This is a genomic window from Dethiosulfatibacter aminovorans DSM 17477 (assembly GCF_900142005.1).
In the GTDB taxonomy this organism is placed as follows: domain Bacteria; phylum Bacillota; class Clostridia; order Tissierellales; family Dethiosulfatibacteraceae; genus Dethiosulfatibacter; species Dethiosulfatibacter aminovorans.
In genome coordinates, this window is record NZ_FQZL01000013.1 from 1 (window position 1) to 25,840 (window position 25,840).

Genomic DNA, 25,840 nt, shown 5'->3' on the forward strand with positions numbered 1-25,840 from the left:
TACAAAGCAAGTTTCGTACTTATTCATTCAATAGATGATGTACAGTAGAACCATCTATACTTCATCTCTCTCATGAATAAACTCAACTAAGCTTTGTCTTGAAACTAGGAGGTAATAATATGCATGAAGGATGTACAGGAAAGTTTGAAACAGGTAAGGATACGGTGGACAAGGTAAGGATGATGGGATTTTCAGCCCAGTACATGCCAATGCCCTTTGACATCAAATGCGAGGACTGCGGCGATACCTTTGAGATGGACAAGTTTGAAGGCAAGTGCCCAAGCTGCGGCATGGTATACGGGGTGACTCCCTGCCACGCATTCGACCCGGCCAATGTCATGGCGGCAGGGAAGGACTATTAATTTACCAACTTCGTAACAACGGTTACGGATAATGGTTTCTTAATGATGTATTATTAACACATGGAAAAGAATTAATACATAAAAAAATAAATCTAAGGAGATATTATTATGAGTATGTTTTGTTATCAATGCCAGGAGGCTTCAAAAGGAACGGGGTGTACAGTAAGGGGGGTATGTGGAAAGACTGATATTGTGGCAAACCTTCAGGACCTGTTGATCTATACACTTAAGGGTGTGGCCCTTGTTGCCAAGGAAGGACTGGAAGTGGGAATAAAATTCCCTGAAGCCAACCATTTCATAATGAATGGACTTTTCATCACAATCACAAATGCAAATTTTGACGATGCGGCCATAGCGGCGAAAATTACTGAAGGACTTGCCCTTAGAGATGAAATGAAGAAAGACCTGGCAGCAAAGGGTGTGGAATTCAAGAACACTCATGATGCTGCAACATGGACAGGAAACACTGTTGCTTCATTTGAAGCAAAGTCTGATGCCGTAGAGGTTGGAGTTCTTGCTACTGAAAACGAGGACGTAAGGTCATTGAGGGAGCTTATCATTTACGGGGTCAAGGGAATGGCTGCTTATGCGGAGCATTCATTCAACCTTGGAAAAGAGAACGAAGAAATATTTGAATTCATGATCAAGGCCCTTACAGCAACCCTTGACGATACGCTTACTGTAGAGGAGCTTGTGGCCCTAACCCTTGAAACAGGAAAGTTTGGTGTGGACGTAATGGCTGACCTTGATGCTGCAAATACGGGAGCATATGGAAATCCGGAAATCACGGAAGTGAACATAGGAACAAGAAACAAGCCTGCGATACTTATTTCAGGTCACGACCTGAAGGACCTGGAGCAGCTTCTTGAGCAGACCCAGGGGACTGGTGTAGATGTGTATACACACGGTGAAATGCTTCCTGCGCACTATTATCCTGCATTCAAGAAGTATGAAAACTTCGTGGGAAACTATGGAAACTCGTGGTGGAAGCAGAAGGAGGAATTCGAGACATTCAACGGCCCTATCCTTTTCACAACGAACTGTATAGTTCCTCCAAGAGAAGAGCATATCAAGAGAATCTACACAACCGGAGCTTCAGGATATCCAGGATGCGTACATATAGAAGCTGATGAGAACGGCAGGAAGGACTTCTCCCGGATAATCGAGCAGGCAAAGACTCTTGAAGCGCCTGTCGAAATCGAAAACGGAACAATAGTAGGCGGATTCGCCCACGAGCAGGTGTTTGCCCTTGCCGACAAGGTAGTTGATGCAGTCAAGTCAGGAGCCATAAAGAAATTTTTCGTAATGGCGGGATGTGACGGAAGGATGAAGTCTAGAGAATATTATACCGACTTTGCCGAGAAGCTTCCTAAGGACACAGTAATACTTACAGCGGGATGTGCGAAATACAGATACAACAAGCTTGACCTTGGTGATATAGGTGGAATACCGAGGGTTCTTGATGCTGGTCAGTGCAACGACTCTTATTCACTGGCCGTAATAGCACTTAAGCTCAAGGAAGTGTTCGAGCTCAACGATGTGAACGACCTTCCCATAGCATACAATATAGCATGGTATGAGCAAAAGGCTGTAATAGTCCTCCTTGCACTTCTTTACCTGGGAGTGAAGAACATAAAGCTTGGACCAACTCTTCCTGCATTCCTTTCGCCAAACGTGGCAAAGGTGCTTGTTGAAACATTCGGAATAAACGGAATAGGAACCGTAGAGGAAGACTTGGAGCAGTTTCTGGGATAATTCTCTATTACAGACACTTGGATTGAATGATTAAAATTAAAGTGCAAATGCATAACATCGAATTAATGATATAGAGCATTTGCACTTTTTAGTTCATAGTACTTATTATAGATTCGATCTGTACTGAATGTTACTCCTCCACAAATACGCTGACCTTTTCCGTATCTTTTGGAACGGCCAGCAATACAAGGAATCCAAGGATGAAGAGAGGAATGATGCCAAGTATTGAATACCTTGCAACACCTGTCATGTCTGTAACCAGGGACATGATGAAGGGGCCTATGATTGCAGCGAATTTTCCGAATACATTGTAGAATCCAAAAAACTCATTGGAATTCTGTTTCGGTATAATCTTGGCATAATAGGACCTGCTGAGAGCCTGAACGCCTCCCTGTGCGGAGCCTATCAATGCACCCAGTATGAATATATCACTGAGTGCATCTATGCTGTAGGCGAAGATACAGGCGACTATATAGGTGAATATTCCAAAGAAGAGCATTCCCTTGGCTGTGAATTTCTTTGCAAGCTTTCCATAAATGAGAGCGCAGGGGAAGGCAATAATCTGGATTACGAGTAGTATCCCCAGTAGTACGAACATGTCAAAGGAGTCTCCGCCAAGAACGCTTTGTGAATAGGGCACTGCCATCTTTATGATTGTTCCAACTCCGTCGATATAGAAGAAATAGGCGAAGAGGAATACGAAGACGGTCCTGTGCCTGCTGATGTTTTTGAACGTTTTGCCGAGTCTTGTGAAGCTTCTTGAAATGGCATGAGGTTCCGTCTCTATATAGTGGTTTTGATGTACGTTTTTGATCATAGGGATCGTGAAAAGCCCCCACCAAACAGCTGTTATTACAAAGCCCAGCTGATAGCCAAGAAATTTGTCCAGACCCATAAACCACACTACGGCAAGGCTTATGCCGAAGGGGATTATACTTGCTATATATCCGAAGGCGAATCCGCTTGAGGAAACACAGTCCATTCTGTCATTGTCTGTTGTATCCACAAGGAATGAATCATAGAATATGTTGGATCCTGCAAAGCCTATGGCTGTCAATATGTAGAAAAAAACAAGAAGTTGCCACTGTCCTTTTGGTACTATGGCCAAGGCTCCTGTGAATATTACTCCAAGGAGGAAGAAGAATATGAAAAATCTTTTCTTTTTATCCTTGTAGTCTGCTATGGTGCCCAGAACGGGACTGAGCACTGCAATTAAAATGCTGGCAATGGAGTTGAAATATCCAAGGTCCATGCTCTCTCCGGCTTTAAACATTCCGAAATAAATTGGAAGAAGTGCCGTAGTTATTGACATGGAATAGGCTGAATTACCACAATCGTAGAGTATCCAGCTTTTTTCAGTTTTTGTAAGTTTTCCCATAAAACCATCCTTTGTTTTGAATTCGTGAAGTTAATAATATTATACTACAAGATTGAATCTTAATTCGTGAATTTTTCATAAATAATAACCCTGCTTATGCATTGAAAGCCAGCTAAATGTAAAAAATGAGTAAATATGCATTTCACAATTAGTTAACATGGCACAGACAACATGTGGATAACTCTGTGGATAATGTGCACAACTTAGAAAAATCAGTGTATACAATATTCTTTATTGTTTTCAAATGTATGTTCGAAAATAATGAACAGTTGAAATTTCAATGGTTGCGGCTATTGTTAACAAGTATTAATATTTGGATAAATATTATATGCGGGTATAAAACATCCATGACCTGGAATTCTAAAAAAAGAATTTTTGTATAATTATCTTTCAAATTCATTATTGATGAGATTTTGTTTCCCGTTGAATAAATGAATTGATTAACCTTTGTTTTTCTAATATAATGGATGAGATATATTTATTTGTTGGAAATCTTTTGTGGAGGAGACATAATGTTAAAAAAAGTGAATTGTTTGTTTATTGCGTTAATGATAATGATAACTTCAACTGGATGTTCATCTGAAAATGTAAAGAACTACACCTTTGCTGCAGCATCACCGGGTGGAACATACTATGCAATGAGTGGCGGCTTCAGTACTGTATTCGGAGAAATCATGAAGGGATACAGTCTAAATGTTCAGACGACGGCAGGTTCCGCCGAGAACATCAGGCTGGTGAACAGCGGTGAAACAGACATGGGACTGGCTAATGGCTCGGAACTGTACTGGGCATGGAATGGCGAAGGTGTCTTTGAGGGACAGAGCATAGACAATATCAGGATAGTAGGCTTTGGATGGACAAATGTCTATCACTGTGTAGTACTTGAAGATTCAGGAATCAATGCCTTTGAAGATTTCAAGGAGAAGAATGTGGGTGTGGGACCACAGGGTTCGGCTGCAGCCATATTCAATGAGATTCTTCTAGAGGAAGCAGGTGTGTGGAATGAACTGTCTCCTGTGTACCTGCCTCCCGGAGACCAGGTTTCTGCCATGAAGGATGGAAATCTTGATGTCTTTGGATATTTCAGTGGATTGCCATTGTCACTTGTAATGGACCTTTCTTCAGTTAAGGATGTGAAGCTTCTTGATATTGGAAAGTTTGGAGATGACTTCGGATTCAGTGAGAAGTATCCATTCTATGGAAAAAGTATAATACCTGCAGGGACCTATGAAGGACAGGATGAAGATGTGGTGTCGTACTCCAACCTTACATATATAATTGCAAACAAGGATGTATCTGAAGAAACCGTCTATGAGTTTTTGGAAGCCTTGTATTCGGAAGAGGGTCTTGAACACATGCGTTCTGTCCATACCAGGGCGTCGGAACTGTCTGTAGATTCCATAGACAAGATGGTTGACGTGCTTGGGATACCAATGCATGATGGAACATTGAGGTTTCTTGAGGAATAAAGATGAATAATAAAGGCTGGCTTTTAAGGATTTGCTATATAGCCTTTTCACTGTTTTTTTTGACAGCGGGAAAGTCAGGGATTTTTGCTCCACAGATAACAAGGGGATTGTTCATTGGTGGAGTTTCTTTCATTGCGATTATCGAAAGCATGACTGATAGAAACAGGGCAGTGGATGTTGTCCTGCTTCTAATGACTGCAGCTTCAACTGCTTACTTTATTTTGGAATATCCAAATCTTGGGAGCAGGGCAGGAATTGTGAACGGTTTTGATAAAGTCCTGGGGATGATGATGATTACGGTCTGTATTGAAACAAGCAGAAGGAAAAACGGATTGACTCTTTCCCTTATAGCCTTGTTTTTCTTTGCCTACAACATTGGAGGTGGATTACTTCCGGGCATTCTCGGCCACGGAGGGCTCAGCCTTGGAAGGACTGTTGGATTTTTATATACATCCCTTTTCGGAATATATGGAAGCGTTGCAGGGATCTTTTCAACCTATGTCTTTATGTTCGTACTTTTTGGTGCAGTATTGAGGATGACGGGGGGAGCAGAGTTCTTTACGCAACTTCCCTACCTGGTTACCGGAAAGTCAAAAACAGGCTCGGCAAAATCAGCCGTAATTGCCAGTGCACTTATGGGTTCTGTGACCGGAAGTGCAGTTGCAAATGTCATGACTACGGGGACATTTACGATTCCTCTAATGAAAAAGGCAGGATTTGAAAGCCATGAAGCAGCCGCAATAGAAACGGCTGCCTCCACCGGAGGCCAGCTCATGCCGCCGGTCATGGGGGCGGGAGCTTTTGTAATGGCGGAACTGACGGGGGTGCCCTATTCAAGGATCATACTTGTTTCCGTAGCGCCGGCGCTGCTTTACTTTATAAGCATATATATAATGATAGACATGAAGAAAGAAAGATCATCCAGGGTGGGGATTGACAGGAAACAGGTTGTAGACCTTGTCAAAGGAGGCTGGCATCATTTCATTCCCCTTGCAATGATATTTTTTCTTCTTATAAAAGGGCATTCCCCTGTATTTGCATCTTTCTGGTCCATTATGGCTGCAATTGCCGCTAATCTGATTTTTTCAAGGGAAAAGATAGGACTAAGGAATATTATGGATTCTTTAGAGGATTGCGGGAAAAACATTGCATTTATAGGAACTACAGCAGGAGCCATTGGTATAATAATAGGGACGGTTTATCTTACTGGCCTTGGATTCAAGTTTTCAAGCTTGATACTCGGAGCATCCATGGGTATATTGCCGCTTATGATATTTTTCGTTGCGCTTGCCTCGTATGTACTGGGAATGGGTCTTACGGTTACATCTTCATATATAATACTTGCTGTGCTTGCTGCCCCTGCCTTTGTCGATAAGGGAGTCAGCGTCCTTGGAGCCCATATGATAATTTTCTGGCTCAGCCAGGACGCCAATATAACTCCACCTGTATGCCTTGCGGCATATGCAGCAGCTGGCATCGCTGGAGCAAATCCCCTGAGGACAGGAGTTGCAGCCCTTAAATATGCAAAAATAATCTATGTCGTACCTCTGCTTATTGTCTATACCCCACTTATAGACGGCAGTCCAGTTGAAATAATAATTTTATCTTCAGCAAGTATTTTGTTGATATTTGTAGTGCACAAGTTATATAATATTATTAAAATAAAAAGAAAGACCGCATAAAATTACACAACGGAGGAAAGGGAATGATTACTACATATATAATGGCAGGAGGATCAGGAAGTAGATTTTGGCCTTTGTCAACAAAGAAAAGACCGAAGCAACTGCTGAATCTTGCATCGGAAAAATCAATGATAAGAGAAACCGTAGACAGGGTTTTGCCGATAATAAGACCGGAAAACATTTATGTAGGAACCAACATACTTCAGGTTGATGAAATGAGGAAAGAGCTTCAGGACATACCGGCGGAAAATATTATTGTAGAACCTGAATTCAAGGATACGGCTGCCGCCATAGGATATGGAGCATTGATAATAGAGAATAACCATGGGAACATACCAATGATTGTATTGCCGGCAGATCATATAATAAAAGACGAGATAGGCTTCAGACATATACTGTTAAAGGCTGTAGAGGAATCCAAAAGAGGAAATATCATAACCCTTGGAATCAAGCCAAGCAAGCCGGATACTGGATATGGATATATAGAGACGAATTCTACGATATCAGTTGACTTGTTCAAGTCTACGTCTATAGATGTAGTGAAATTTTGGGAGAAGCCTGATATAACCAAGGCGACTGAATATATAAATTCAGGAAAGTTTTTGTGGAACAGCGGCATGTTTGTATTTACTACCAACATGATTCTTTCGGAATTTGAAAAGTATTTGCCGGAACACTACAAGATACTTATGGAAATAAAGAGCATACTTAAAAATGATAATGTGAATTTAAAATCCCATTTTGACAAGTTTGAGAAAGTTTCGATAGATTATGGCGTAATGGAAAAATCTGATAAACTAAAGACCATTCCTGTTGATTTCGGCTGGAACAATATTGGCAACTTTACAGCCCTTGAGGATATCTTTGAAAAGAATCAGAATGGATCCATCAACAAGGCGGGAAAGCTTATCGAAATAGATTCCAAGAACAATATAGTAATATCCAATCAGACAGTAGCTTTGGTTGGAATAGAAAATGCGGTAGTTGTTGAGAAGGATGGAAACATACTAATATGCAGCAAGGACTGTGTTCAGAACATAAAGAATGTTCCCGACAAGCTGTAGCAAAAGCAAAAGGGATATATTATTAAGAAAAATTCATATAATCGTCTGCAATTTCAGGATACATTGTGGTATAATCAGGTGCCGAGTATCAAACTAACGATAAAAGTAATGGATTTCAGGAGATTATAGTGGAAGAGTTGAACAGCATTATAGCTGATAATTTAAAAACCATAAGGACCCAAAGGGGATTGAGCCTGGACAATGTGGCTGCCCTGTCCGGAGTCAGCAAGAGCATGCTGGGACAGATTGAGAGGGGAGAGTCCAATCCTACAATTGGCACCGTATGGAAGATAGTCAACGGTCTTAAGGTTTCACTCACATCCCTGGTGCAGAAGCCGGTGCAGGAGAACAAGGTAATACTGAGATCGGACATGGCTGCTATTGTAAGCGATGAAGGAAAGTACAGCATATATCCTTTCTTTCCCTTTGAAGAGGGAAGAAACTTCGAGATGTACCAGGTTGAGATAGAACCCGGCGGAGGAATAGACGCTGAGGCGCATAATATGGATACTCTTGAAATGGTCGTAGTTTTCGACGGTCAAATTACCATATCCTTTGAAGGTGACGATTATGTGATAAACAAAAACGACGCCTTCGAATTCAGGGCGGACAGGATGCATTCATATCATAACGATGGAACTGAAACAGCCAGGATAGCCATGGTCATATATTATCCTGAAGTATAGATTTCGCTAATATACTAAATATGTAAATTTGAGATTTTAAAAATCTTCCCGTTTCCGGAAAAAGGAAAGGGAAGATTTTTTTGCAGCACAGCCGCTTTCTTGTTATGAAGTTGTATTTTCAAGTTCCTTCAAATACCTGTAAATAGTTTGTTCGGAAACCTCCAGCGCCTTTGCAACTTCGACTACAACACCCTTGAGCCTGAAAACATCCTTTTCCGACAGATGCCTTACGATTTCCTTTTTTTCCTTCATTGTCATTCTTGAAGGCTCGGCATCGAATTCATCCATAGCCTGGCTAATATATGAGTTTATCAGGTCGTTCAGGTTCAGGTCGAAGTTTTCCTGTGTTCCCTTGACATTGTTGTTAAGAAGCTCTTCGTTGATAATAAGATCATCGATGGCTTCTCTTGCCTTTAACAATGGTGTTATGTCTATATTTATGCAAAGCATGCCGATGAGATTCTTTTCGCCATCCCGTATGAGATACGTTGACGAACGGAGAGTCTTGTTTCCTCTGCTGGTCTTGCCCGTATAGTTGCATATGAAGTTCTTGTCCTGGTATTTGTCCAAATTATGGAGAATGTTCAGAGCCATGTCGGTGACAGGGCCGTTTTCTTTTCTGCCTGTAATATGATTGTTCCTTATTGCGATTATTGAATTTTCAAGATCCCTAAGGTCGTGCAGCACTACTTCGCAGTTTTTGCCGTATGTATTGGCCATGAAGTCTACCATTGGAATATAGCTTTTTAATATTTCATCTGCATTCATAATTATTCCCCTCTGATTAATAACAAATATCTGTCGTCAAATAACAGAATAAATTACATGCCCTGTGTTTGTCAAGTTTTAATAAAAAACACAGAATCTGCAATTGAGTCAGATTCCATGTTTTGTTATAGTTGATTTATTTTATTATCATGGGGTTTGATTATTTGATTCCTGCTGCTTTTTGGTAGATGTATGTAGCGGATGCGATATCTTCTACTGCAAGTCCCATTCCTTCGAACATTGTTATTTCGGTATCTGTCTCTCTTGCGCCTGCTTTGCCAAGGAGCACATCTCCGATTTCTGCAACTATGTGGTCATCTGATATTTTGCCTTCGCTTAGAGGGACTAGATAGTCACTGCTTTCTCCGGTACAAGATTCCTTTTTGTCCACATACAGTCTTGCCTGTGCAACGGCATCACTGTCGATTTCCCTGTAGGCTTTGGCAGATGCTCCGATTGCGTTGATATGAGTTCCAGGCTTCAGCCATTCTCCCTTAAGAACGGGCTCTTTTGCAAGGGTTACTGTTGTTACTACATCTGAGTTTGAAACCACTTCTTCTGCGTTGTTGCATACTATGACTTTTACATTATGCTTTTCTGACATTTCCTCTGCGAATTTCTCGGCTGCTTCCTTATGAAGGTCCCATACCCTAATTTCTTCGACATCCCTTACCAGCATAAGCGATTCAACATGGTTTCTTGCCTGCACTCCGGCGCCAAGGAATCCAAGCTTGTTTGCATCCTTTCTTGCCAGAAGGTCCGTCGCAACTGCTGTTACAGATGCAGTTCTAAGTGCTGTTATTGATATACAGTCTATTGTGGCCTTTTCCTGTCCGTCTTCTGCACTGAAAAGAAGGACAACTCCCTGGTGAGATGGGAGGTTTTTTGCGTGGTTGGATGGCAATATGGTTATGAGTTTGACTCCGAAATATCCCTTTTCGTTCAAGTAGGCAGGCATCAGGAGGTAAAAATCGTCTCCGGCAAGTTTGTTCATGGATCTTAATGACATAGAAGCCTTTCCTTCGTTAAGATCCATTAGTGTTCCCTTCATGAGTTCGATACATTCTTTCATTGATAGAAGTTCTCTGACTTCTTCTTTTCCAATTACTAGCATTTAAATTCTCCCTTCAAATATATATTTTATTTTCATTGACTTAATAAATTATTATCATAATAACAAAAAATTAACAAAATGTCAAACTGGGGAGTGGATTTTTGCAAAAATATCGACAATGTTCACATAATAAATACAAATGTATTTACCTTAAATATAATGATGACAAAAACGTAACAATACTGTATAATCTAAATAATAACCAAGAAATTAAATTTAAGTAATGAGAAAAAATTCTTATTACTGAATGAATGGACAGGGAGGAATAGATGAAAAAAGTAATATCAACAAAGAATGCGCCATCGGCTGTTGGACCGTATTCACAGGGAATTGAAGCAAATGATACATTGTTTGTATCCATGCAGATACCTTTTGTTCCGGAAACAATGACTTGTGTAGGGGATGATATTGAATCCCAGACGAGGAGATGTCTTGAGAATATAAGGGGAATAGTTGAAGAAGCGGGATATGAGTTGGAGGACATAGTCAAATGTCAGTGTTTTCTGGCTGACATCAATGATTTTGTTGCCATGAACGGTGTTTATGAAGATTTTTTTGAAGGACACAAGCCTTCCAGAAGTGTAATTGAAGCTTCAAAGCTTCCAAAAGGGGCAAGAATCTGTATAGATGCTGTAGCTGTAAAATAAGATGAAATATTGTTGCAAATAGAACAACTGTTGCCGGATTGATTATGATATCAACCTGACAACAGTTTTTTTAACTCAATTCCTTAAGGTAACGATAGAGTGTGGGTTCTGAAATTTCCAGGCTTCTGGCTGCTTCTGAAGCTCCGCCCTTTATGTCGAAGAGTCCCTTTTCCTGCATCTGTCTTACTACCTCGATCTTTTCTTTCTTTTTCATCCTACTAATGGAAATATTTTGTGTTTTCAATACATCCTGGATTATGGACTCGGAAAATGATGAAACGGGAGCTGAAATTTCCTCCTGGTAGTCCGATGTTGTCTTGGAGAAATATTTTTCCAGTTTGCCGAACTGTTCCTTGAATTCCAGATAATCCGTCACATCGTTGTTTATGCAAAGGAAGCCTTGAAGGGTGCCCTCGTCATCCTTGATGAAATATGTTGAGGAAATGAACTTGCGCCCGCCTTTACCCTTTCCTTCATAATTGACGATATAGTTCTTCTCTTCGTACTCCTTCTCATTGAGTATCATAAGTGAAAGATCCGTGAATGAATCTCCTACTTTCCTGCCTGAGATATGACTCTTGTCTATCCATATTATTGAACTTTCCGGTGAACTAATATCATGGATTACTACTTCGCTGTTGTCTCCCATGACTTGGCTGATGAATTCTCCGATGACAATATATTTTTTGAAAATATCCTTCAATTAATATCACATCCTAATAGTTTATAATATATTATACTACAGTAAATTTATTCACATGGCAATAGTTAGATTGTCTGTTGCTTCTTTTGAAGTCCTGGAATTTCAAAGCATAGAGCTGAGATGAATATATGGAGGAATATGAGAGGGTTAATAAAAATACATTGTTGATAAAAATATTATCATAATGAAAAAAATACTTGCAATTTATTGGCGAAAGTACTATACTATTATTGAGAGGTAGGAAAAAACTACCCGGAATGAATTAGGAGGCATATTCATGATAGAAGAAAGAACAAAGAAGAATTTTGTAGCAACAAGTGATGCGCCGGCGGCAATAGGACCATATTCCCAGGCAGTTGAAGTCAAGGGTACACTTTATGTGTCGGGACAGATTCCATTCGATCCAAAGACCATGACACTTGTAAGTGAAGATATTGCAGAGCAGACAAAGCAGTCCCTTGCAAACATCAAGGCCATAATCACTGAAGCAGGATATGAAGTGAAGGATATAGTCAAATGCCAGTGTTTCCTCAAGGACATGAACGACTTTGTTGCAATGAACGAAGTATATGCAGAGTTCTTCGGAGATCACAAGCCTGCAAGAGCGGCAGTGGAGGTAGCAAGACTTCCAAAAGACGTTAAGATTGAAATTGACGCAATAGCTGTGAAGTAAGTGAAACTTGAATAATAAACATCCCTAATCCCGTGGTATAATGATACTGCGGGATTATTACTTTTTCAGTAATCCAATTGCAGCGGTAGACATAATATTCCACTACAACTCCCTATTTCAGCTTAGGAAAGATAAACTTACAAAACGCCTTGGAACGTTGGTGTTTTGCCACTGGTACAACAATTTTTTGTTTCTATAAATGTGATTGTTGGTACCTATTATTCGAGACCTCGATGTTATACGAAATTACTCCGAAAATATTAAGTCCAGTATAGAAATCCAGTAAAGTCAAAAGTACAGGAGACATAGCCATGATAAGAGTCAAAAACCTTAAGTATTCCTATGATAAAAAGAAATATGCAGTGGACGACATAAGCTTCCTGGTAAAAAAGGGCGAGGTCTTCGGTTTTCTTGGTCCAAACGGTGCGGGTAAGTCGACGACACAGAAGATTCTTACGGGACTTCTGCCCATTCAGGAAGGGAAAGCCCATGTTGCCGGCATGGAGGTCATGGGGCAGAGAAGTCGATTTTTTAACAAAATAGGAGTATCCTTTGAAATTGCAAATGCCTATGACAAGCTTACGGGACTTGAAAACCTGGAATACTATGCAGGCCTTTTTGATGTGGATACATTGGATTGCAATGAGCTGATAAAATCTGTCGGTCTGGAAGATGCAAAGGATGTGAGGGTAGGCAACTATTCCAAGGGAATGAAGCAGAGGCTCATATTTGCACGGTCCATGATCAACAATCCGGAGGTCTGGTTTCTTGATGAGCCTGTTACAGGACTGGATCCTTCTTCAAGCAGGGATATTCTTGATATAATCAAAAGAAGGAACGAGGAGGGAACAACCATACTTCTGACGACCCATAATATGACTGTTGCCGAGGAACTGTGCCACAGAATAGCCTTCATGAACAACGGAAGGCTCATTGCAGTTGACACTCCAAGGAATCTCAAGCTTAAATACGGTGAAAAAAGAGTCAGGATAGAGTACAGGTCCGATGCTGAACATGGCAGGACTGGAGACAATGATAACATTGATTATGGAAAAGGCAGCAGAGGCATGAATGGTGATGGAAGTTTGATTTCCGAAGACATTAGCCTGGAAAGCGAAGAGGGCAGGAAAAGGATAAAGGAGCTTGTGGATTTCGGGAAAATTGAGACCATTCATTCAGAAGAGGCAACCCTTGAGGATATTTTCATTGAACTGACGGGCAGGAGGCTGGTATAAATGGGTCGGCGGTTTTATTCCACATTGAAAAAAGACATGAAGATTGCATGGAGGGAATATTTCTTCCATGTCACCATTATTACAGCAGCTGTTTTTTGTCTTGTTCTCAAGTTTATCATTCCATATACATTTGAAAACATAACCTTCTTCGTCTACATGGAGGAGGGAGCGCTACCCTTTGCGATTGACGGATTTGAATCGGAATTTTCTTCAGGTAATCTGACCTTTGTGGATTCAAGGGAGGACCTTGTTGAAAGGGTTGGAAAGAATACGGAAAGCTACGGTGCGGCAATTACAAAGGGAGATGAATATCCTGAAATAGAACTTGTTCTTCAGGGATATGAAAACAGCAGATTCAGAAATCTCATTGAGCTTCAGGTTGAGAGAGGATTGTCTGAATTTCTTAAAGGCAACTTCTTCTACAGGATGGATTACCGGGTGAAGGTGCTGAATCCACAGTATGGGAGCAGGATTCTTTCATATAGTGATGTATTGCTGCCTTTGTTCATAGTAATGGAGTCATCATTCATCGGATACTTTCTTATAGCCGTACTTCTTTTCATGGAAAAGGAACAGCGCATGCACACTGCATTTCTCGTTTCACCTGGAAGGGCGGGTGAACACCTTCTTTCAAAAGTGGTTGTCATGCTTGTCCTGGGACTCATATCGGCCTTTGGTACGGTTATTTTTCTTAGAGGCTTTGATTTCAATCCTGTATATCTCTTCATGTTTCTTGCAGTGTCGTCGTTTTTCGGCTCGTCACTGGGATTGCTTATAGGGAGCTTTTTCGATACCTTGTCAAAGTCGACATTATGGGTCATGGCTACCATGGCTGTAATTGCCATCCCTGTTATTTCATACATATATCCTGCATTTGCACCTATATGGGTAAAAGTCATACCCACATATACAATGATATATGCAGCTGCAGAGGCATTTGTTGATTCTGGTGGAGGAGCTGTTTTTTATAAAAATCTGTCATTGATCCTTGTGGAGGGGATGGGGATTTTTGCACTGGCCCATTATTTTTTCAGGAGGGCCTTGCTGCGCAAGAACTAGGAGGTAAAATGAAGATATCAAGAGTGTTTAAGGTTTTTAGAAGAGACACAATAAGCCTTGTCAGGGATTTCATGATATTCGTAACGGCAGTACTGCCCATAGTACTTGCCATGGCTCTCAATCTATTCATTCCGGATGTTGAAAACGCCTCCATCAGATTTGTTGTGAATTCAAGTATAGATAGTGAGGTCATGGATGAGTTCGGAAAATACGGGGTGGTTGAGCTTGCGGGAACGAGAGAAGACCTCTATGAGAGAGTTGAGGGGTCTGACGAGGTTGCAGGAATCGACTATGTGGACGGTGAATATGTCATAGTCCTTCAGGGCAATGAAAGGACAGTGTCAAGGAATACTGCAGCCATGATACTCGATGAATATTTCAATCCCGGAGAAATCCTTGTTGATGTGAAAATCACAGATGCAGGAGTGAAGGAATCTCCAATCAGAAGGCTCGGAACAATATTCATATTGTTGTTTTCCATGGTTGCGCCTGGACTTATGGTGGGAATAAATCTTGTAGAGGAGAAGGAATCAAATACTCTTTCCGCACTTAATGTTACACCCTTGACCAGGTGGGAGCTGTACAGCGGCAAGATAGCCGTTGGCCTTGCATTAAGCATGTTTCATGTATTTGCGGTAACATTCGTCATGGGTTATGGTGATGTGAATATGTTCATGCTTTTTGCCGCATTTCTGTCATCTGCATTCATAGCAACCGTTCTTGGATTTCTGACAGGGGCAGTTGCAGAAAATCAGGTTGCTGCAATAGCCCTGGTGAAGCTGAGCTTCACCCCTGTAATGCTGTCCTTTGCAGGAGCCATAATCGTACCGGAAAGATGGCAGGTGTTTCTATACTGGTCCCCCTTCTACTGGGACTTCAAGGTTCTTGACGGGATACTGGCAAAATCCATTGAATGGAGCCAGACGCTGTATTTTTGCGGGTTGATATTGTTGACTTCAGCAGCATTCTATCTTGTTTTCAGGAGGAAGATCATTAAAGGTCTTCAGGGGTAGAATTCTTTTGATTTTTTCATATTATATTGTTTTAATGCCGTATTCCTTGTGATATACTACATAGTTGGACAAGAAAGCGGCTCTGCCGCGTTATCCGTGTCACACTTAATATAATTGACACGGATATTAAGAGGTCTAAGAAAGTCACCTTAACCGAGTAATACTAAAGCTTCAAGGGATTACTCATTTTTAACTGTCTTAGACTATAAATAATCATAATCAATTGTGAATTTAGGAGCAAAAAATGATCAGGATAAGAAGTTTGAACAAACCAAAGACAATGGAGGAAGCCTGGGAACTATACAGCAAAAACAAGAAAGCAAAGCTGATTGCCGGCGGAGCCTTCCTCAGGCTTTCAACAGACCTTTACATAGGAGAGGCCATAGACCTTTTCGACTTGAATTTGAATGGAATAAGGGAGACGGAGAATGAATTTACAGTGGGAGCAATGACTACCTTGAGGCAGTTGGAGACCGATGCTTCCCTAAACAGTTATTTCAACAACTATTTCTCAAAATCACTTGAAAATATTGTTGGTGTTCAGTTGAGGAATATAGCTACCATTGGAGGGACTGTATATCCCAGATATGGATTTTCGGATCTGTTGACTGCACTCCTGGCGCTTGATGTGGATCTTCAGTTCTACAAAGCCGGAAGAATGAATCTTCAGGAGTATATGGAAAAGGGTCTTTTGGAAAAGGATATTCTGGTTGAAATTATTATAAAGAAAAATATCAGGAATGCAACCTTTGAGATGATGAGGAATTCAAAGGGAGATTATGCAATACTCAATTGCGGGATATCCCTTTGTGATTGTAAATACAGGATTTCCATAGGTGGAAGACCGGGAAGAGCCGTTGTTGCAGAGGAAGCCATGGAGATACTTAATGCTGCAGAGGAAATGGGTGAAGAAACAATTGGAAAAGCCTGTGATGCAGTCGCAGGGCTGACCTATGGAACAAATATGCTTGGATCAGGACGGTACAGAAGTGCCGTAAGCAAGGTCCTTCTAAAGAGAGGAATTATGGAGGTTCTTGAAAATGATAATTAATCTGAAAGTCAACGGAAAAAATATAAAGGTTGGTGTAAGGGCAGATGAATACCTTTCCGATACCTTGAGGAACAACGGATTTAAAAGCGTAAAAAGGGGATGCGACAAAAGCACCTGCGGAGCCTGTACGGTGCTTGTTGACGGGGAGCCTGTACTTTCATGTTCATACTTCAGCCACCGGGCGGAAGGGAAGAGCATAACAACTCTTGAAGGGGTTTATGCAGAGGCCGAGAAGCTTGGAGAATACATAGTTAATGAAGGCGCGGATCAATGTGGATTCTGTACGCCGTCCCTTGCCTTGACTGCAATTGCCATGAAGAATGAGCTTGAAAACCCTACCGAGGAAGACATCAAGCACTACTTAAACGGCAATCTTTGCAGATGTACGGGTTATGAATCCCAGATGAAGAGCATCAAGAAATATCTGGAGGTGGAATGATGAAGGTAAGTGAAAAGAAGCTTCCAAAGATACTCAATGTTGTAAACCAGCCCATACCGAAAAGAGACGGCAGGAAGCTGGTCACTGGTGCTGCAGTATATACGGATGACCTTGCTCCTGCTGATGCCCTCGTAGTGAAGGTGTTGAGAAGCAAGCACCATTTTGCGGAGATACTGAATATTGATACTGAAAAGGCTGAAAAGGTGGAAGGCGTGGAGTGCATCCTCACATACAGGGATGTGCCTGATGTGAGGATTACAAGAGCGGGACAGACATATCCCGAGCCGTCACCTCTGGATTGGAAGATACTGGACAAATATGTAAGATATATTGGAGACGAGGTTGCCGTAGTGGCTGCAAGGACCGAGGAACAGGCTGAAAGGGCGCTCAGGCTTATTAAGGTTGACTATCGTGTCATGGAGCCCGTTCTTGACTACAAGACTGCAGCCAAGTCCAAATCAATAGTCCATTTTGAGAAGGATTCCAGTGTAAACTATGACATAGGCTTTGAACCTGAAAGAAATATTGCTGCCCATATTGATTTTGAAATAGGAGATTATGAAAAAGGTTTCAGGGAAAGTGAGATAATACTGGAAAGGGAATATGAGACACAGGCGACAAATCCTGCAATGATGGAGCCTGTCACAACATTCACCTATTTGGATGAATATGACAGGATGACAGTTGTCTCGGCAACCCAGGTTCCCTTCCATGTAAGAAGGATGATTGCAAAGTCACTGGATATTCCCGTGAGCAGGGTTAGGGTGAAAAAACCGAGAATAGGTGGAGGCTTTGGACTCAAGCAGACTGCCGCTTCAGAATTCTTCCCGGCCCTGGTTACCCTCAGGACAGGAAAGGCTGCAAAGATTTATTATTCAAGAAAGGAAGTTTTCCTGGCTACATCAAGAAGACATCCTTTTGTAATGAAGGTAAGAATTGGAGCCAACAGGGACGGCAGGATAAGGGCTTTTGATTTCCAGGCCATTTCTGATACGGGAGCCTTTGGAGAACATGCCAGTACGGTTATTGAAGCCTGCGGCGAGAAGATAATGGCCATGTACAACAAGGTGGACGGTTACAGGTTTGACGGTACTGCAGTATATACAAACCTGCCGCCTTCAGGAGCCTTTAGGGGCTATGGAAAGACACAGGGGCTTTTTGCCGTGGAATCCATTGTAAATGAACTGGCAAAAGAGATTGGAATGGACCCTACGGAACTTAGAAAAAGGAACCTTATCAAGAAGGGGGAAAACCTCCTTCTTGGGACAAGCCATGTCTACGGCGACGACATACTGAGACAGGACAGCTGCGAACTGGATTTTCTAATAGACAGGGGCAAGGAACTGATAGGCTGGGATGAAAACTATCCTGGAAAAGATATGGGCAACAGAAAATTCAGAGGAGTTGGAATGGCCCTTTCAATCCAGGCGTCGGGAGTGCTCAACATTGACTCTGCAAATGCCACGCTGAAATTCAACAGCGACGGTTTCTTCACCCTTCTCATAAGTGCAACGGACATGGGTACGGGATGCGATACCATACTGTCCCAGATGGCTGCAGAAGCGCTGCAGGTACCCCTTGAAAACATAGCTGTATATGCTGCAGACACTGATGTTACACCCTATGACGACGGATCCTATGCTTCCAGCTCAACCTATGTTACCGGAAGGGCTGTAGTTGAAGCATCGGAAAAGATTCTGGAAAAGCTGAAGAAGGAAGTATCGGAAATTTTTGATGCGGAAATTGATGAAATAGAATATGAAAACGGAGTTTTCACCTGGGACGGAAGCAGTGCAAGTCTCAGTGACCTGGGATACAGGCTCAACTGCAGACAGGTCATGGCAACCGGCAGTCATACATGCTCAACGGAAGCGCCTCCCTACAAGTCTGGCTTTGCCCTTGTAGAGGTGGATGCAGAAACGGGAAAGGTGGACGTGCTGGAGTGTGCAGGCGTAGTTGACTGTGGAACAGTCATAAACACAAACCTGTGTACGGTCCAGGCCCAGGGAGGAATACTCCAGGGGATAGGAATGGCCCTTTATGAGGACATCAACCATGACTTTGCAGGAAGGGAAATGAATGACAGCTTCATGACATACAAGATACCCACAAGGAAGGATGCGCCGAAAATCATGGTGGATTTTGCAAAAAGCTACGAGCCTACGGGACCATACGGAGCCAAATCCATAGGAGAGGTAGTTTTAAATGCGGCGGCACCAGCCATAGCCGATGCAATTGACAATGCAATAGGTGTCAGGTTCAGGAAACTGCCTATAACTCCCGAGAAGGTATTCTTCGCACTGAATAAGGACGAGTAATCATGAAGATAGCCATTATAGCAAGAGAAAAGACCATGGAAAGATGTACTGCAAAGGGTTGTTTCAGGGCCTTCAACAACAGGGAGGACTCCTTTTGCGACTACGGCGAAGATGTGGAGCTTGCATCATTCATGAACGACGGTGGGGAGTTTGATCACAAGATTCAAAAGCTTATTGACCTGGGAGTTGATACGGTGCATATTTCCACCTGCATAAGGGGAAAGAATGAAAATTATGAGGAAATGGCTGAACAACTTTCCGAATATTTCAATATTGTAGGATATACCCATGGCAGTGTTGAAGGAAAAGCAAGAAGAGCTGTGTTCCTGGACAAGAAATCCGGTTCATGGAAATGATTGCGTTAAACCTGACAATATAATACGATTTGAAAAAACACCGGAACATTTTATATAAACTGTTCCGGTGTTTTTTGCTTTACATGAAGTTGTCTTTTCTATTACTCTGGGATATAATATATATAATGAGATACAATCGGTGAAGACTTGCTGCACGCTTGACATCTGAGGGAAGTAAAAGCATGTTTTCTTTTGTATTTATTGGCTAAAAAAGCATATCCATCTTGCTTGGTAAAATCCAAGACTACATGAAGGCATGCATCCATATTCTGGTATGGGTAGTTTGCTGTGTAGTCTTTTTTTATATTTTTTTACGGAGGTGCCCATGAAAATAACGGACAGGATTAGCAGGGTAGATGTTGTTGAAAAAATAAGTGGAAAAGCCCGGTATATCGAAGATATGAAATTTGAAAACCTGCACTATGGAAGGACACTGAGAAGCGAAATAGCAAAAGGCAGGATAAAATGCATTAAATACCCGGATATTCCGGAAAACCTTTGGGTTATAGATGCAGATGATACCTTCATTAACCAGGTAAAGATGATTGAGACTGACATGCCCATATTTGCAGACGGCTATGTCAACTACAGGGGAGAACCCATCGCCCTCATAGTGGGAAGGGACAAGAATGAAATCATAAGGTTCATGAAAAATATTGAAGTGGAATATGAAGAGGAAGAGCCCGTATTTGAGTTCGGAGGCAATGAAAATATCTTTTCCGAACAGGAATACACCAAGGGGGACATCGAAAACCTTGATTACGACGAAGTATTTGAAAGGTCATATTCTACAGGATATCAGGAACAGCTATACATGGAGAAGCACGGATTGGTGGGAGACTATTCCGATGGAAAGCTTATCATCCACGGTTCCATGCAATGCCCCTACTATATAAAAAACGCCCTCATACATTCCACAGGACTTGCCGACCACGACATAAGGGTAATACAGACTGAAACAGGGGGCGCTTTTGGAGGCAAGGAGGAGTATCCGTCACTTCTGGCATGCCAGGTCGCTGCAGCTTCCATGAAGATAGGGGCTCCCGTAAGACTCATCTTCGACAGGAGAGAAGACATAGTCTATACAACCAAAAGACATCCCTCGAAGACCATTGTGAAAACATATTTGAAAGACAACAGAATTGCAGGTATGGAATTTGACTTTGGGATAGATGCAGGACCATATCTTGGCCTGTCCGATGTAGTTCTTCAGAGAGGTATACTTTCCCTTACAGGATGCTATCTCATAGAAAACCTTAGGGTAAAGGGAAGGACATACAGGACAAACAATGTATTCACCGGAGCATTCAGGGGATTTGGTGCTCCCCAGACTCTGTTTGCACTTGAAATGCATATGAACCAGCTTGCAAGCCACCTGGGCTATGATCCGCTGGAATTTAGAAGACCGTATTTTGTGAAAAGAGGAGATCTTTCATCGACTTCGGGAATTTACAACGAGGAAATAAAGCTGGATGAAATGGCCGACAGGCTTGTTGAAATGGCAGGATATTACAAGCTCAAGGAAGAAATGGGAAATTACAGGGGAATAGGAATGTCCTTCATCCCCCATGGAGGAGGCTTTACCGGGGACGGTGAGGCAGAACATATAAAAAGTGTTGTTAAGCTGGTGAAGGATGTGAACGGGTATGTACGCATACTGGTATCGTCGGTGGAAATGGGCCAGGGAGCAAAGACTGTACTTTCAAAAATTGTTGCATCGGTACTGGAGATAGATATGGACAAGGTTATATATGACAATCCCGATACTTTGTATGTGCCGGACTCCGGGCCCACAGTCGCATCAAGGACCACCATGGTCGTTGGAGGATTGTTGTATAAGGCTGCCCTCAGGCTTAAGGACAAAATGGATTCTTCTGATGAAATAGAGGTGATCGAGCACTACAGGCAGCCTGACTATGTGAAGTGGGACCAGGAAAATCTCAGGGGAAATGCATACATGTCATACTCATGGTCTGCAGTCCTTGCCGTTGTGGAAATCGATCCGCTGACTCTTGAGATTACCTGTAAAGACATATATGCAGTATATGATGTGGGAATGCCAATAGATGAAAGGACGTTTCTTGGACAGGTTCACGGAGGCATAGCCCAGGGACTTGGATATGCCATCCTTGAAGTGATGACTTCAAAGGACGGACTCATAGAACACAACAATTTTTCATCCTATACCGTACCTACGATTGTAGACATGCCAAGGATGCATACTGACTGGATACTAAACCCTTACGAGGAAGGTCCATTTGGAGCCAAGGCTGCTGGCGAACTGACACTGGTGGGGGTTGCACCGGCTATAGCCGCTGCAATTGAAAATGCATTGGATGTTGAAATCAGGGAACTCCCTGTCACTTCGGAAAAACTGCTAAAGGAGCTGCTGATATGATCATAGAATTCAAGTTGAACGGAGAAGATGTAAAGGTGGAAACGGGTCTTGCAATGAGACTTCTTGATGTAATAAGGAACGACTTTGGACTGACGGGAACCAAGGAAGGCTGTGCGGAGGGAGAGTGCGGAGCCTGCATAGTATTCCTGGATGGAATGATAGTGAACTCCTGCATGGTGCCTATGAACAATGTAATGGGAAAAGAGGTTGTAACCATAGAAGGGTTTTCAAGGACTGAAAGGTACAAGAAAATTGAGAAGGCCTTCATGGAAGAAGGTGCAGTACAGTGTGGATTCTGCACTCCTGGAATGGTTATGGCTACTGAAGGGCTCCTGAGGCTCGGCATATCCCTTACGGAGGAAGATATCAAGAAAGGGCTTTCAGGCAACATATGCAGATGTACCGGATATGAAGCCATATACAGGGCTGTCAGGAAACTTACACAGGAGGCGGTATTGAATGATTGATTGCAGAAGACCGGAAAATGTCGACGAACTGCTGGAAACCCTGGATTCAGGCAAATTCAGGATTTTTGCCGGTGGAACCGACCTTATGGTAAGGAAGAGACAGTGGCAGGGAGCCGAAAGAAGATTTGAAGAAGATATTGTATTCATTGAACAGATAGATGAACTAAAGGGAATAACCGAGGACAAGGAGCATTATCATATAAAGACATGCACCACCCATTCAAGCATGGAAAAATCATTGGTACTTCCCGAGTGCATAAGGCTTCCTTACAGGCTTATGGGAAATCCGGCCATCAGGAATGTGGCAACTGTAGGTGGGAATATCGTAAATGCGGCACAGGTGGCGGATAGTCTTCCCCTTCTATATGCAATGGATGGGAAAATACTTCTCAAAAGCAAGAACGGATCAAGGATACTGCCAATGGATGAATTCATAAAGGGCAAGTACCGGACGGAAATCAGGGGAAATGAATTTCTTTACGAGGTTATCATACCCAAGCTGAACATAAGGGGATTCAGATATAAAAAAGTTGGCTCCAGGAAGGCAAGCATACTGTCAAAGTTTTCAGTGGTTTTTCTTTACGGCATGGATGGGGTCAATCTTGAATATATAAGGGTTGCCATAGGAGCGGTCAATGAAACACCCGTAAGGAACAGGGACGCTGAAGAAAAGTTTGTGGAAAACCGAGACGTAGGGGAATTTCTTACAGCTATAAGGAAGGACCTTCATGGATCCGACGACAAGAGGTCTACCAGGCTTTACAGGGAGGAAGCAAGTCTTAGGATCGTTGCTGAATACCTCAATGAATTGCTGAGGGGTGACAGCTATGAATAGGCTGAAAAGGATGGATAAGATCGCTGATGAAATGAAGAATGATGTTGAAGGTTTCCTGAGGGACCTCATAGCCATAAAGTCCACCAGTACGGAAGAGGAAGAGGTGGTGAAAAGGATCAGGGAGGAAATGGAAGTCCTTGATTTTGATGAAATAATAATTGACAGGATGGGAAACATCCTTGGAAGGGTAGGAGATGGAAAAAATGTCTTTGCATATGACGGTCACATAGACACCGTTGATGTAGGCTGGGAGGACAATTGGGAATTCCATCCTTTCCAGGGCAAGGAAGATGAGGAATATATTTACGGCAGAGGCGCCAGCGACCAGAAGGGAGGCTTTGCATCCTGCCTCTATGGAGCGGCCATTGCGAAGAAGGCGGGGTTTCTTGACGGAGTAAGCCTCTGGGTTGTGGGGTCCGTTCAGGAGGAAGACTGCGACGGGTTGTGCTGGCAGCATATACTGGAGGAAGAAACAATAAATCCTGAATTTGTCGTACTCACCGAACCTACAGGCTTGAACGTCTACAGAGGCCATCGGGGCAGGATGGAAATAAAGGTTTCCGTCAAGGGCATAAGTGCCCATGGTTCAGCTCCTGAAAGGGGAGATAATGCAATCTACAAGATGGCATCAATCCTGAAGGAACTGGAGGTTTTAAATGAAAGACTCAAATATGATGAATTTCTTGGAAAGGGCACGCTGACAGTTTCAGAGATTTTCTACACCTCGCCGTCCAGATGTGCAGTGGCGGATGGCTGCTCCATATCCGTGGACAGGAGGCTTACCTTTGGGGAAACAAAGGATTCAGCCATAGGAGAGATAAAGGATTTGAAGAGTGTATCTGAAAGCGGTGCAGAAGTTGAGATGTATACATATTCGGAAGAGTCATATACGGGACTTGTACAGGAGGTTGACTGCTATTTTCCTACCTGGGTTGTAGGTGAGGACAGCAAATACTGCGCAATTCTTCTTGAATCATGTGAAAAGGTACTGGGAAGAAGACCTCTTCTCGATAAATGGACATTTTCCACCAACGGTGTTGCAATAATGGGTATGAAGAACATTCCCTGCATAGGCTTCGGTCCAGGAAGGGAGGAGGAAGCCCACGCTCCCAATGAGAAGATTCTGAAGGAAGAGCTGATGAATGCAGTGAAGGTTTATGCAATTATTCCGGAATTATATAAAGGAGGACAGCAATGGCAGGAAGATTAAAGGGAAAGGATTTCATTACCTTGAGGGATTGGACAAACGACGAGATAAACATGCTTTTGGATGCATCGGCAGACCTTAAGAGAAAGTTTTACATGGACATACCTACGCCTATACTTCCATACAAGACCATATTCCTCATGTTTTTCGAGCAGTCCACAAGGACACGGAATTCCATGGAGGCGGGAATCGCCCAACTGGGAGGCCATGCAAACTTTCTTGACACTTCAACAATGCAGATCAGCCACGGCGAGGTCGCACGGGATACTGCAAAGATACTGTCAAGCTACGGACACGGCATAGCCTGCCGGAACTGCAACTGGCAGGAGGGGAACAAGTATCTGAACGACATGGCGGCGAATTCATCCACTCCCATAATGAACCTCCAGTGCGACCTTTTCCATCCCATGCAGGGTATAGCCGACCTTATGACCATAAAGGAAAAGCATCCCGATACCGAAAGACTGAAGGTTTCCATAATATGGGCGTATGCAACATCCCACAAGAAACCAATAAGCGTTCCACTTACCCAGATACTTCTGTTCCCTAGATACAAGATGGATGTTACCCTTGCTTATCCCGAGGGATTTGAGCTTCCCGACTGGGCAATAGAAGAGGCGGTGGAAAACGCAAAGAAATACGGCGGTGGATTCAGGATAACCCATGACATGGAGGAAGCCTACAGGGACGCCGACATAGTCATACCGAAGAACTGGGGTTCGTGGAGTTCAAAGAATCCCCATGTGGACATAGAGGATTTCAAGGACTGGAAGTGTATCGGGAAGCTCATGGAGATGGCTTCCAAGGATGTTTATTACATGCATGCTCTCCCTGCAGACAGGGGAAACGAGGTGGAAGATTCCGTAATTGATGGAGACCATTCCATAGTCTACCAGGAGGCGGAGAATCGGCTTCATACGGCCAAAGGAGTGATGAGTCTCATCTTGTAGATTTCAGAGTTCGTTCATGTGAAATATGGCAATTTTTCAATAACCACAAAAGGATAATCGGTGAATTTGTGAGGTCTCGAATTCGAGATACGTCAATTGTCCTTATGAAATCAAAATTGACGTGTTGAGTGAGTAGGGAACAAATTCAGCGATTATCCTGAAACCTGGCTGAAAACAAAAAGCTACATATATTCAATTCCATATAAAGGAG

Annotated in this window: 24 protein-coding genes; 20 read left to right on the forward strand and 4 right to left on the reverse strand. The window is 42.5% G+C overall.

What is annotated here, in order from left to right; all coding sequences use genetic code 11:
* Positions 1 to 119 precede the first annotated feature (119 nt).
* Positions 120 to 362 (forward strand): hypothetical protein, encoded by a 243-nt coding sequence (locus BUB05_RS09580; protein ID WP_073049390.1) that lies wholly within the window; start codon positions 120 to 122, stop codon positions 360 to 362.
* Positions 363 to 470: 108 nt separating this feature from the next.
* Positions 471 to 2,117, forward strand: a complete 1,647-nt coding sequence (hcp, locus tag BUB05_RS09585) for a hydroxylamine reductase (RefSeq protein ID WP_073049391.1) — start codon at positions 471 to 473, stop codon at positions 2,115 to 2,117.
* A 130-nt stretch (positions 2,118 to 2,247) separates the two neighbouring features.
* On the opposite strand, the gene BUB05_RS09590 is transcribed toward hcp, so the two are convergent.
* Positions 2,248 to 3,495, reverse strand: a complete 1,248-nt coding sequence (locus tag BUB05_RS09590) for an MFS transporter (RefSeq protein ID WP_073049392.1) — start codon at positions 3,493 to 3,495, stop codon at positions 2,248 to 2,250.
* Positions 3,496 to 4,007: 512 nt separating this feature from the next.
* On the opposite strand from BUB05_RS09590, the gene BUB05_RS09595 reads away from it, so the two are divergent.
* The 4 genes from BUB05_RS09595 to BUB05_RS09610 all read left to right on the forward strand — a co-directional run bounded on the left by BUB05_RS09595 (position 4,008) and on the right by BUB05_RS09610 (position 8,396).
* The gene (locus tag BUB05_RS09595; RefSeq protein WP_073049393.1) at positions 4,008 to 4,964 is read left to right on the forward strand and encodes a TAXI family TRAP transporter solute-binding subunit; all 957 of its coding nucleotides are present in this window, start codon (positions 4,008 to 4,010) and stop codon (positions 4,962 to 4,964) included.
* Between the two features lie 2 nt (positions 4,965 to 4,966).
* Complete coding sequence (locus tag BUB05_RS09600; RefSeq protein WP_073049394.1) at positions 4,967 to 6,646, forward strand: TRAP transporter permease; 1,680 nt, start codon at positions 4,967 to 4,969, stop codon at positions 6,644 to 6,646.
* Positions 6,647 to 6,669: 23 nt separating this feature from the next.
* Entirely contained in the window at positions 6,670 to 7,710 is a 1,041-nt protein-coding gene (locus BUB05_RS09605; RefSeq protein WP_073049395.1) for a mannose-1-phosphate guanylyltransferase, read from the forward strand.
* Positions 7,711 to 7,838: 128 nt separating this feature from the next.
* A complete protein-coding gene (locus BUB05_RS09610; RefSeq protein WP_073049396.1) occupies positions 7,839 to 8,396 on the forward strand; it encodes a helix-turn-helix domain-containing protein in 558 nt (185 codons plus the stop codon).
* A gap of 102 nt (positions 8,397 to 8,498) precedes the next feature.
* Here the strand turns inward: BUB05_RS09610 and BUB05_RS09615 are convergent, their stop codons facing one another.
* A complete protein-coding gene (locus BUB05_RS09615; RefSeq protein WP_073049397.1) occupies positions 8,499 to 9,164 on the reverse strand; it encodes a helix-turn-helix transcriptional regulator in 666 nt (221 codons plus the stop codon).
* 160 nt (positions 9,165 to 9,324) lie between these two features.
* The gene (locus tag BUB05_RS09620; RefSeq protein WP_073049398.1) at positions 9,325 to 10,278 is read right to left on the reverse strand and encodes an ornithine cyclodeaminase family protein; all 954 of its coding nucleotides are present in this window, start codon (positions 10,276 to 10,278) and stop codon (positions 9,325 to 9,327) included.
* 269 nt (positions 10,279 to 10,547) lie between these two features.
* Between BUB05_RS09620 and BUB05_RS09625 the strand changes: the two genes are divergently transcribed.
* The gene (locus tag BUB05_RS09625; RefSeq protein ID WP_073049399.1) at positions 10,548 to 10,925 is read left to right on the forward strand and encodes a RidA family protein; all 378 of its coding nucleotides are present in this window, start codon (positions 10,548 to 10,550) and stop codon (positions 10,923 to 10,925) included.
* A 70-nt stretch (positions 10,926 to 10,995) separates the two neighbouring features.
* Here BUB05_RS09625 and BUB05_RS09630 read toward each other — a convergent pair whose 3' ends face one another.
* Positions 10,996 to 11,628: a helix-turn-helix transcriptional regulator gene (locus tag BUB05_RS09630; protein ID WP_073049400.1), complete on the reverse strand. Its 633-nt coding sequence runs from the start codon at positions 11,626 to 11,628 to the stop codon at positions 10,996 to 10,998.
* A 277-nt stretch (positions 11,629 to 11,905) separates the two neighbouring features.
* Between BUB05_RS09630 and BUB05_RS09635 the strand changes: the two genes are divergently transcribed.
* From BUB05_RS09635 to BUB05_RS09695, 13 genes are all read left to right on the forward strand, one after another.
* On the forward strand, positions 11,906 to 12,301 hold the full coding sequence (locus tag BUB05_RS09635) for a RidA family protein (RefSeq protein ID WP_073049401.1): 396 nt from the start codon (positions 11,906 to 11,908) through the stop codon (positions 12,299 to 12,301).
* A 311-nt stretch (positions 12,302 to 12,612) separates the two neighbouring features.
* Positions 12,613 to 13,536 carry an ABC transporter ATP-binding protein gene (locus BUB05_RS09640; RefSeq protein ID WP_175548543.1) on the forward strand — a complete coding sequence of 308 codons (924 nt, stop codon included), beginning with the start codon at positions 12,613 to 12,615 and terminating at the stop codon, positions 13,534 to 13,536.
* Positions 13,537 to 14,595 carry an ABC transporter permease gene (locus tag BUB05_RS09645; protein ID WP_073049403.1) on the forward strand — a complete coding sequence of 353 codons (1,059 nt, stop codon included), beginning with the start codon at positions 13,537 to 13,539 and terminating at the stop codon, positions 14,593 to 14,595.
* An 8-nt stretch (positions 14,596 to 14,603) separates the two neighbouring features.
* Entirely contained in the window at positions 14,604 to 15,608 is a 1,005-nt protein-coding gene (locus BUB05_RS09650) for an ABC transporter permease (RefSeq protein WP_073049404.1), read from the forward strand.
* Between the two features lie 244 nt (positions 15,609 to 15,852).
* The gene (locus BUB05_RS09655; RefSeq protein WP_073049405.1) at positions 15,853 to 16,659 is read left to right on the forward strand and encodes an FAD binding domain-containing protein; all 807 of its coding nucleotides are present in this window, start codon (positions 15,853 to 15,855) and stop codon (positions 16,657 to 16,659) included.
* Positions 16,649 to 17,098, forward strand: a complete 450-nt coding sequence (locus BUB05_RS09660; protein WP_073049406.1) for a (2Fe-2S)-binding protein — start codon at positions 16,649 to 16,651, stop codon at positions 17,096 to 17,098. Before BUB05_RS09655 ends, BUB05_RS09660 begins: the two co-directional genes overlap by 11 nt.
* Positions 17,095 to 19,416 carry a xanthine dehydrogenase family protein molybdopterin-binding subunit gene (locus BUB05_RS09665; RefSeq protein ID WP_245819841.1) on the forward strand — a complete coding sequence of 774 codons (2,322 nt, stop codon included), beginning with the start codon at positions 17,095 to 17,097 and terminating at the stop codon, positions 19,414 to 19,416. Before BUB05_RS09660 ends, BUB05_RS09665 begins: the two co-directional genes overlap by 4 nt.
* 2 nt (positions 19,417 to 19,418) lie before the next feature.
* The gene (locus tag BUB05_RS09670; protein WP_073049407.1) at positions 19,419 to 19,772 is read left to right on the forward strand and encodes a CGGC domain-containing protein; all 354 of its coding nucleotides are present in this window, start codon (positions 19,419 to 19,421) and stop codon (positions 19,770 to 19,772) included.
* A 325-nt stretch (positions 19,773 to 20,097) separates the two neighbouring features.
* Entirely contained in the window at positions 20,098 to 22,170 is a 2,073-nt protein-coding gene (locus BUB05_RS09675) for a xanthine dehydrogenase family protein molybdopterin-binding subunit (RefSeq protein ID WP_073049408.1), read from the forward strand.
* Complete coding sequence (locus BUB05_RS09680; RefSeq protein ID WP_073049409.1) at positions 22,167 to 22,637, forward strand: (2Fe-2S)-binding protein; 471 nt, start codon at positions 22,167 to 22,169, stop codon at positions 22,635 to 22,637. The genes BUB05_RS09675 and BUB05_RS09680 overlap by 4 nt, the downstream gene beginning before the upstream one ends.
* The gene (locus BUB05_RS09685) at positions 22,630 to 23,472 is read left to right on the forward strand and encodes an FAD binding domain-containing protein (protein WP_073049410.1); all 843 of its coding nucleotides are present in this window, start codon (positions 22,630 to 22,632) and stop codon (positions 23,470 to 23,472) included. Before BUB05_RS09680 ends, BUB05_RS09685 begins: the two co-directional genes overlap by 8 nt.
* Positions 23,465 to 24,682 carry a YgeY family selenium metabolism-linked hydrolase gene (locus tag BUB05_RS09690; protein WP_073049411.1) on the forward strand — a complete coding sequence of 406 codons (1,218 nt, stop codon included), beginning with the start codon at positions 23,465 to 23,467 and terminating at the stop codon, positions 24,680 to 24,682. The genes BUB05_RS09685 and BUB05_RS09690 overlap by 8 nt, the downstream gene beginning before the upstream one ends.
* On the forward strand, positions 24,667 to 25,629 hold the full coding sequence (locus BUB05_RS09695) for an ornithine carbamoyltransferase (RefSeq protein WP_073049412.1): 963 nt from the start codon (positions 24,667 to 24,669) through the stop codon (positions 25,627 to 25,629). The genes BUB05_RS09690 and BUB05_RS09695 overlap by 16 nt, the downstream gene beginning before the upstream one ends.
* The last annotated feature ends 211 nt before the right edge of the window (positions 25,630 to 25,840 follow it).

Coding starts and splice junctions, on each gene's coding strand:
- BUB05_RS09580 (WP_073049390.1), top strand. CDS start 120: ATGCATGAAGGATGTACAGGAAAGTTTGAAACAGGTAAGGATACGGTG.
- hcp (WP_073049391.1), top strand. CDS start 471: ATGAGTATGTTTTGTTATCAATGCCAGGAGGCTTCAAAAGGAACGGGG.
- BUB05_RS09590 (WP_073049392.1), bottom strand. CDS start 3,495: ATGGGAAAACTTACAAAAACTGAAAAAAGCTGGATACTCTACGATTGT.
- BUB05_RS09595 (WP_073049393.1), top strand. CDS start 4,008: ATGTTAAAAAAAGTGAATTGTTTGTTTATTGCGTTAATGATAATGATA.
- BUB05_RS09600 (WP_073049394.1), top strand. CDS start 4,967: ATGAATAATAAAGGCTGGCTTTTAAGGATTTGCTATATAGCCTTTTCA.
- BUB05_RS09605 (WP_073049395.1), top strand. CDS start 6,670: ATGATTACTACATATATAATGGCAGGAGGATCAGGAAGTAGATTTTGG.
- BUB05_RS09615 (WP_073049397.1), bottom strand. CDS start 9,164: ATGAATGCAGATGAAATATTAAAAAGCTATATTCCAATGGTAGACTTC.
- BUB05_RS09620 (WP_073049398.1), bottom strand. CDS start 10,278: ATGCTAGTAATTGGAAAAGAAGAAGTCAGAGAACTTCTATCAATGAAA.
- BUB05_RS09625 (WP_073049399.1), top strand. CDS start 10,548: ATGAAAAAAGTAATATCAACAAAGAATGCGCCATCGGCTGTTGGACCG.
- BUB05_RS09635 (WP_073049401.1), top strand. CDS start 11,906: ATGATAGAAGAAAGAACAAAGAAGAATTTTGTAGCAACAAGTGATGCG.
- BUB05_RS09640 (WP_175548543.1), top strand. CDS start 12,613: ATGATAAGAGTCAAAAACCTTAAGTATTCCTATGATAAAAAGAAATAT.
- BUB05_RS09645 (WP_073049403.1), top strand. CDS start 13,537: ATGGGTCGGCGGTTTTATTCCACATTGAAAAAAGACATGAAGATTGCA.
- BUB05_RS09650 (WP_073049404.1), top strand. CDS start 14,604: ATGAAGATATCAAGAGTGTTTAAGGTTTTTAGAAGAGACACAATAAGC.
- BUB05_RS09655 (WP_073049405.1), top strand. CDS start 15,853: ATGATCAGGATAAGAAGTTTGAACAAACCAAAGACAATGGAGGAAGCC.
- BUB05_RS09660 (WP_073049406.1), top strand. CDS start 16,649: ATGATAATTAATCTGAAAGTCAACGGAAAAAATATAAAGGTTGGTGTA.
- BUB05_RS09665 (WP_245819841.1), top strand. CDS start 17,095: ATGATGAAGGTAAGTGAAAAGAAGCTTCCAAAGATACTCAATGTTGTA.
- BUB05_RS09670 (WP_073049407.1), top strand. CDS start 19,419: ATGAAGATAGCCATTATAGCAAGAGAAAAGACCATGGAAAGATGTACT.
- BUB05_RS09675 (WP_073049408.1), top strand. CDS start 20,098: ATGAAAATAACGGACAGGATTAGCAGGGTAGATGTTGTTGAAAAAATA.
- BUB05_RS09680 (WP_073049409.1), top strand. CDS start 22,167: ATGATCATAGAATTCAAGTTGAACGGAGAAGATGTAAAGGTGGAAACG.
- BUB05_RS09685 (WP_073049410.1), top strand. CDS start 22,630: ATGATTGATTGCAGAAGACCGGAAAATGTCGACGAACTGCTGGAAACC.
- BUB05_RS09690 (WP_073049411.1), top strand. CDS start 23,465: ATGAATAGGCTGAAAAGGATGGATAAGATCGCTGATGAAATGAAGAAT.
- BUB05_RS09695 (WP_073049412.1), top strand. CDS start 24,667: ATGGCAGGAAGATTAAAGGGAAAGGATTTCATTACCTTGAGGGATTGG.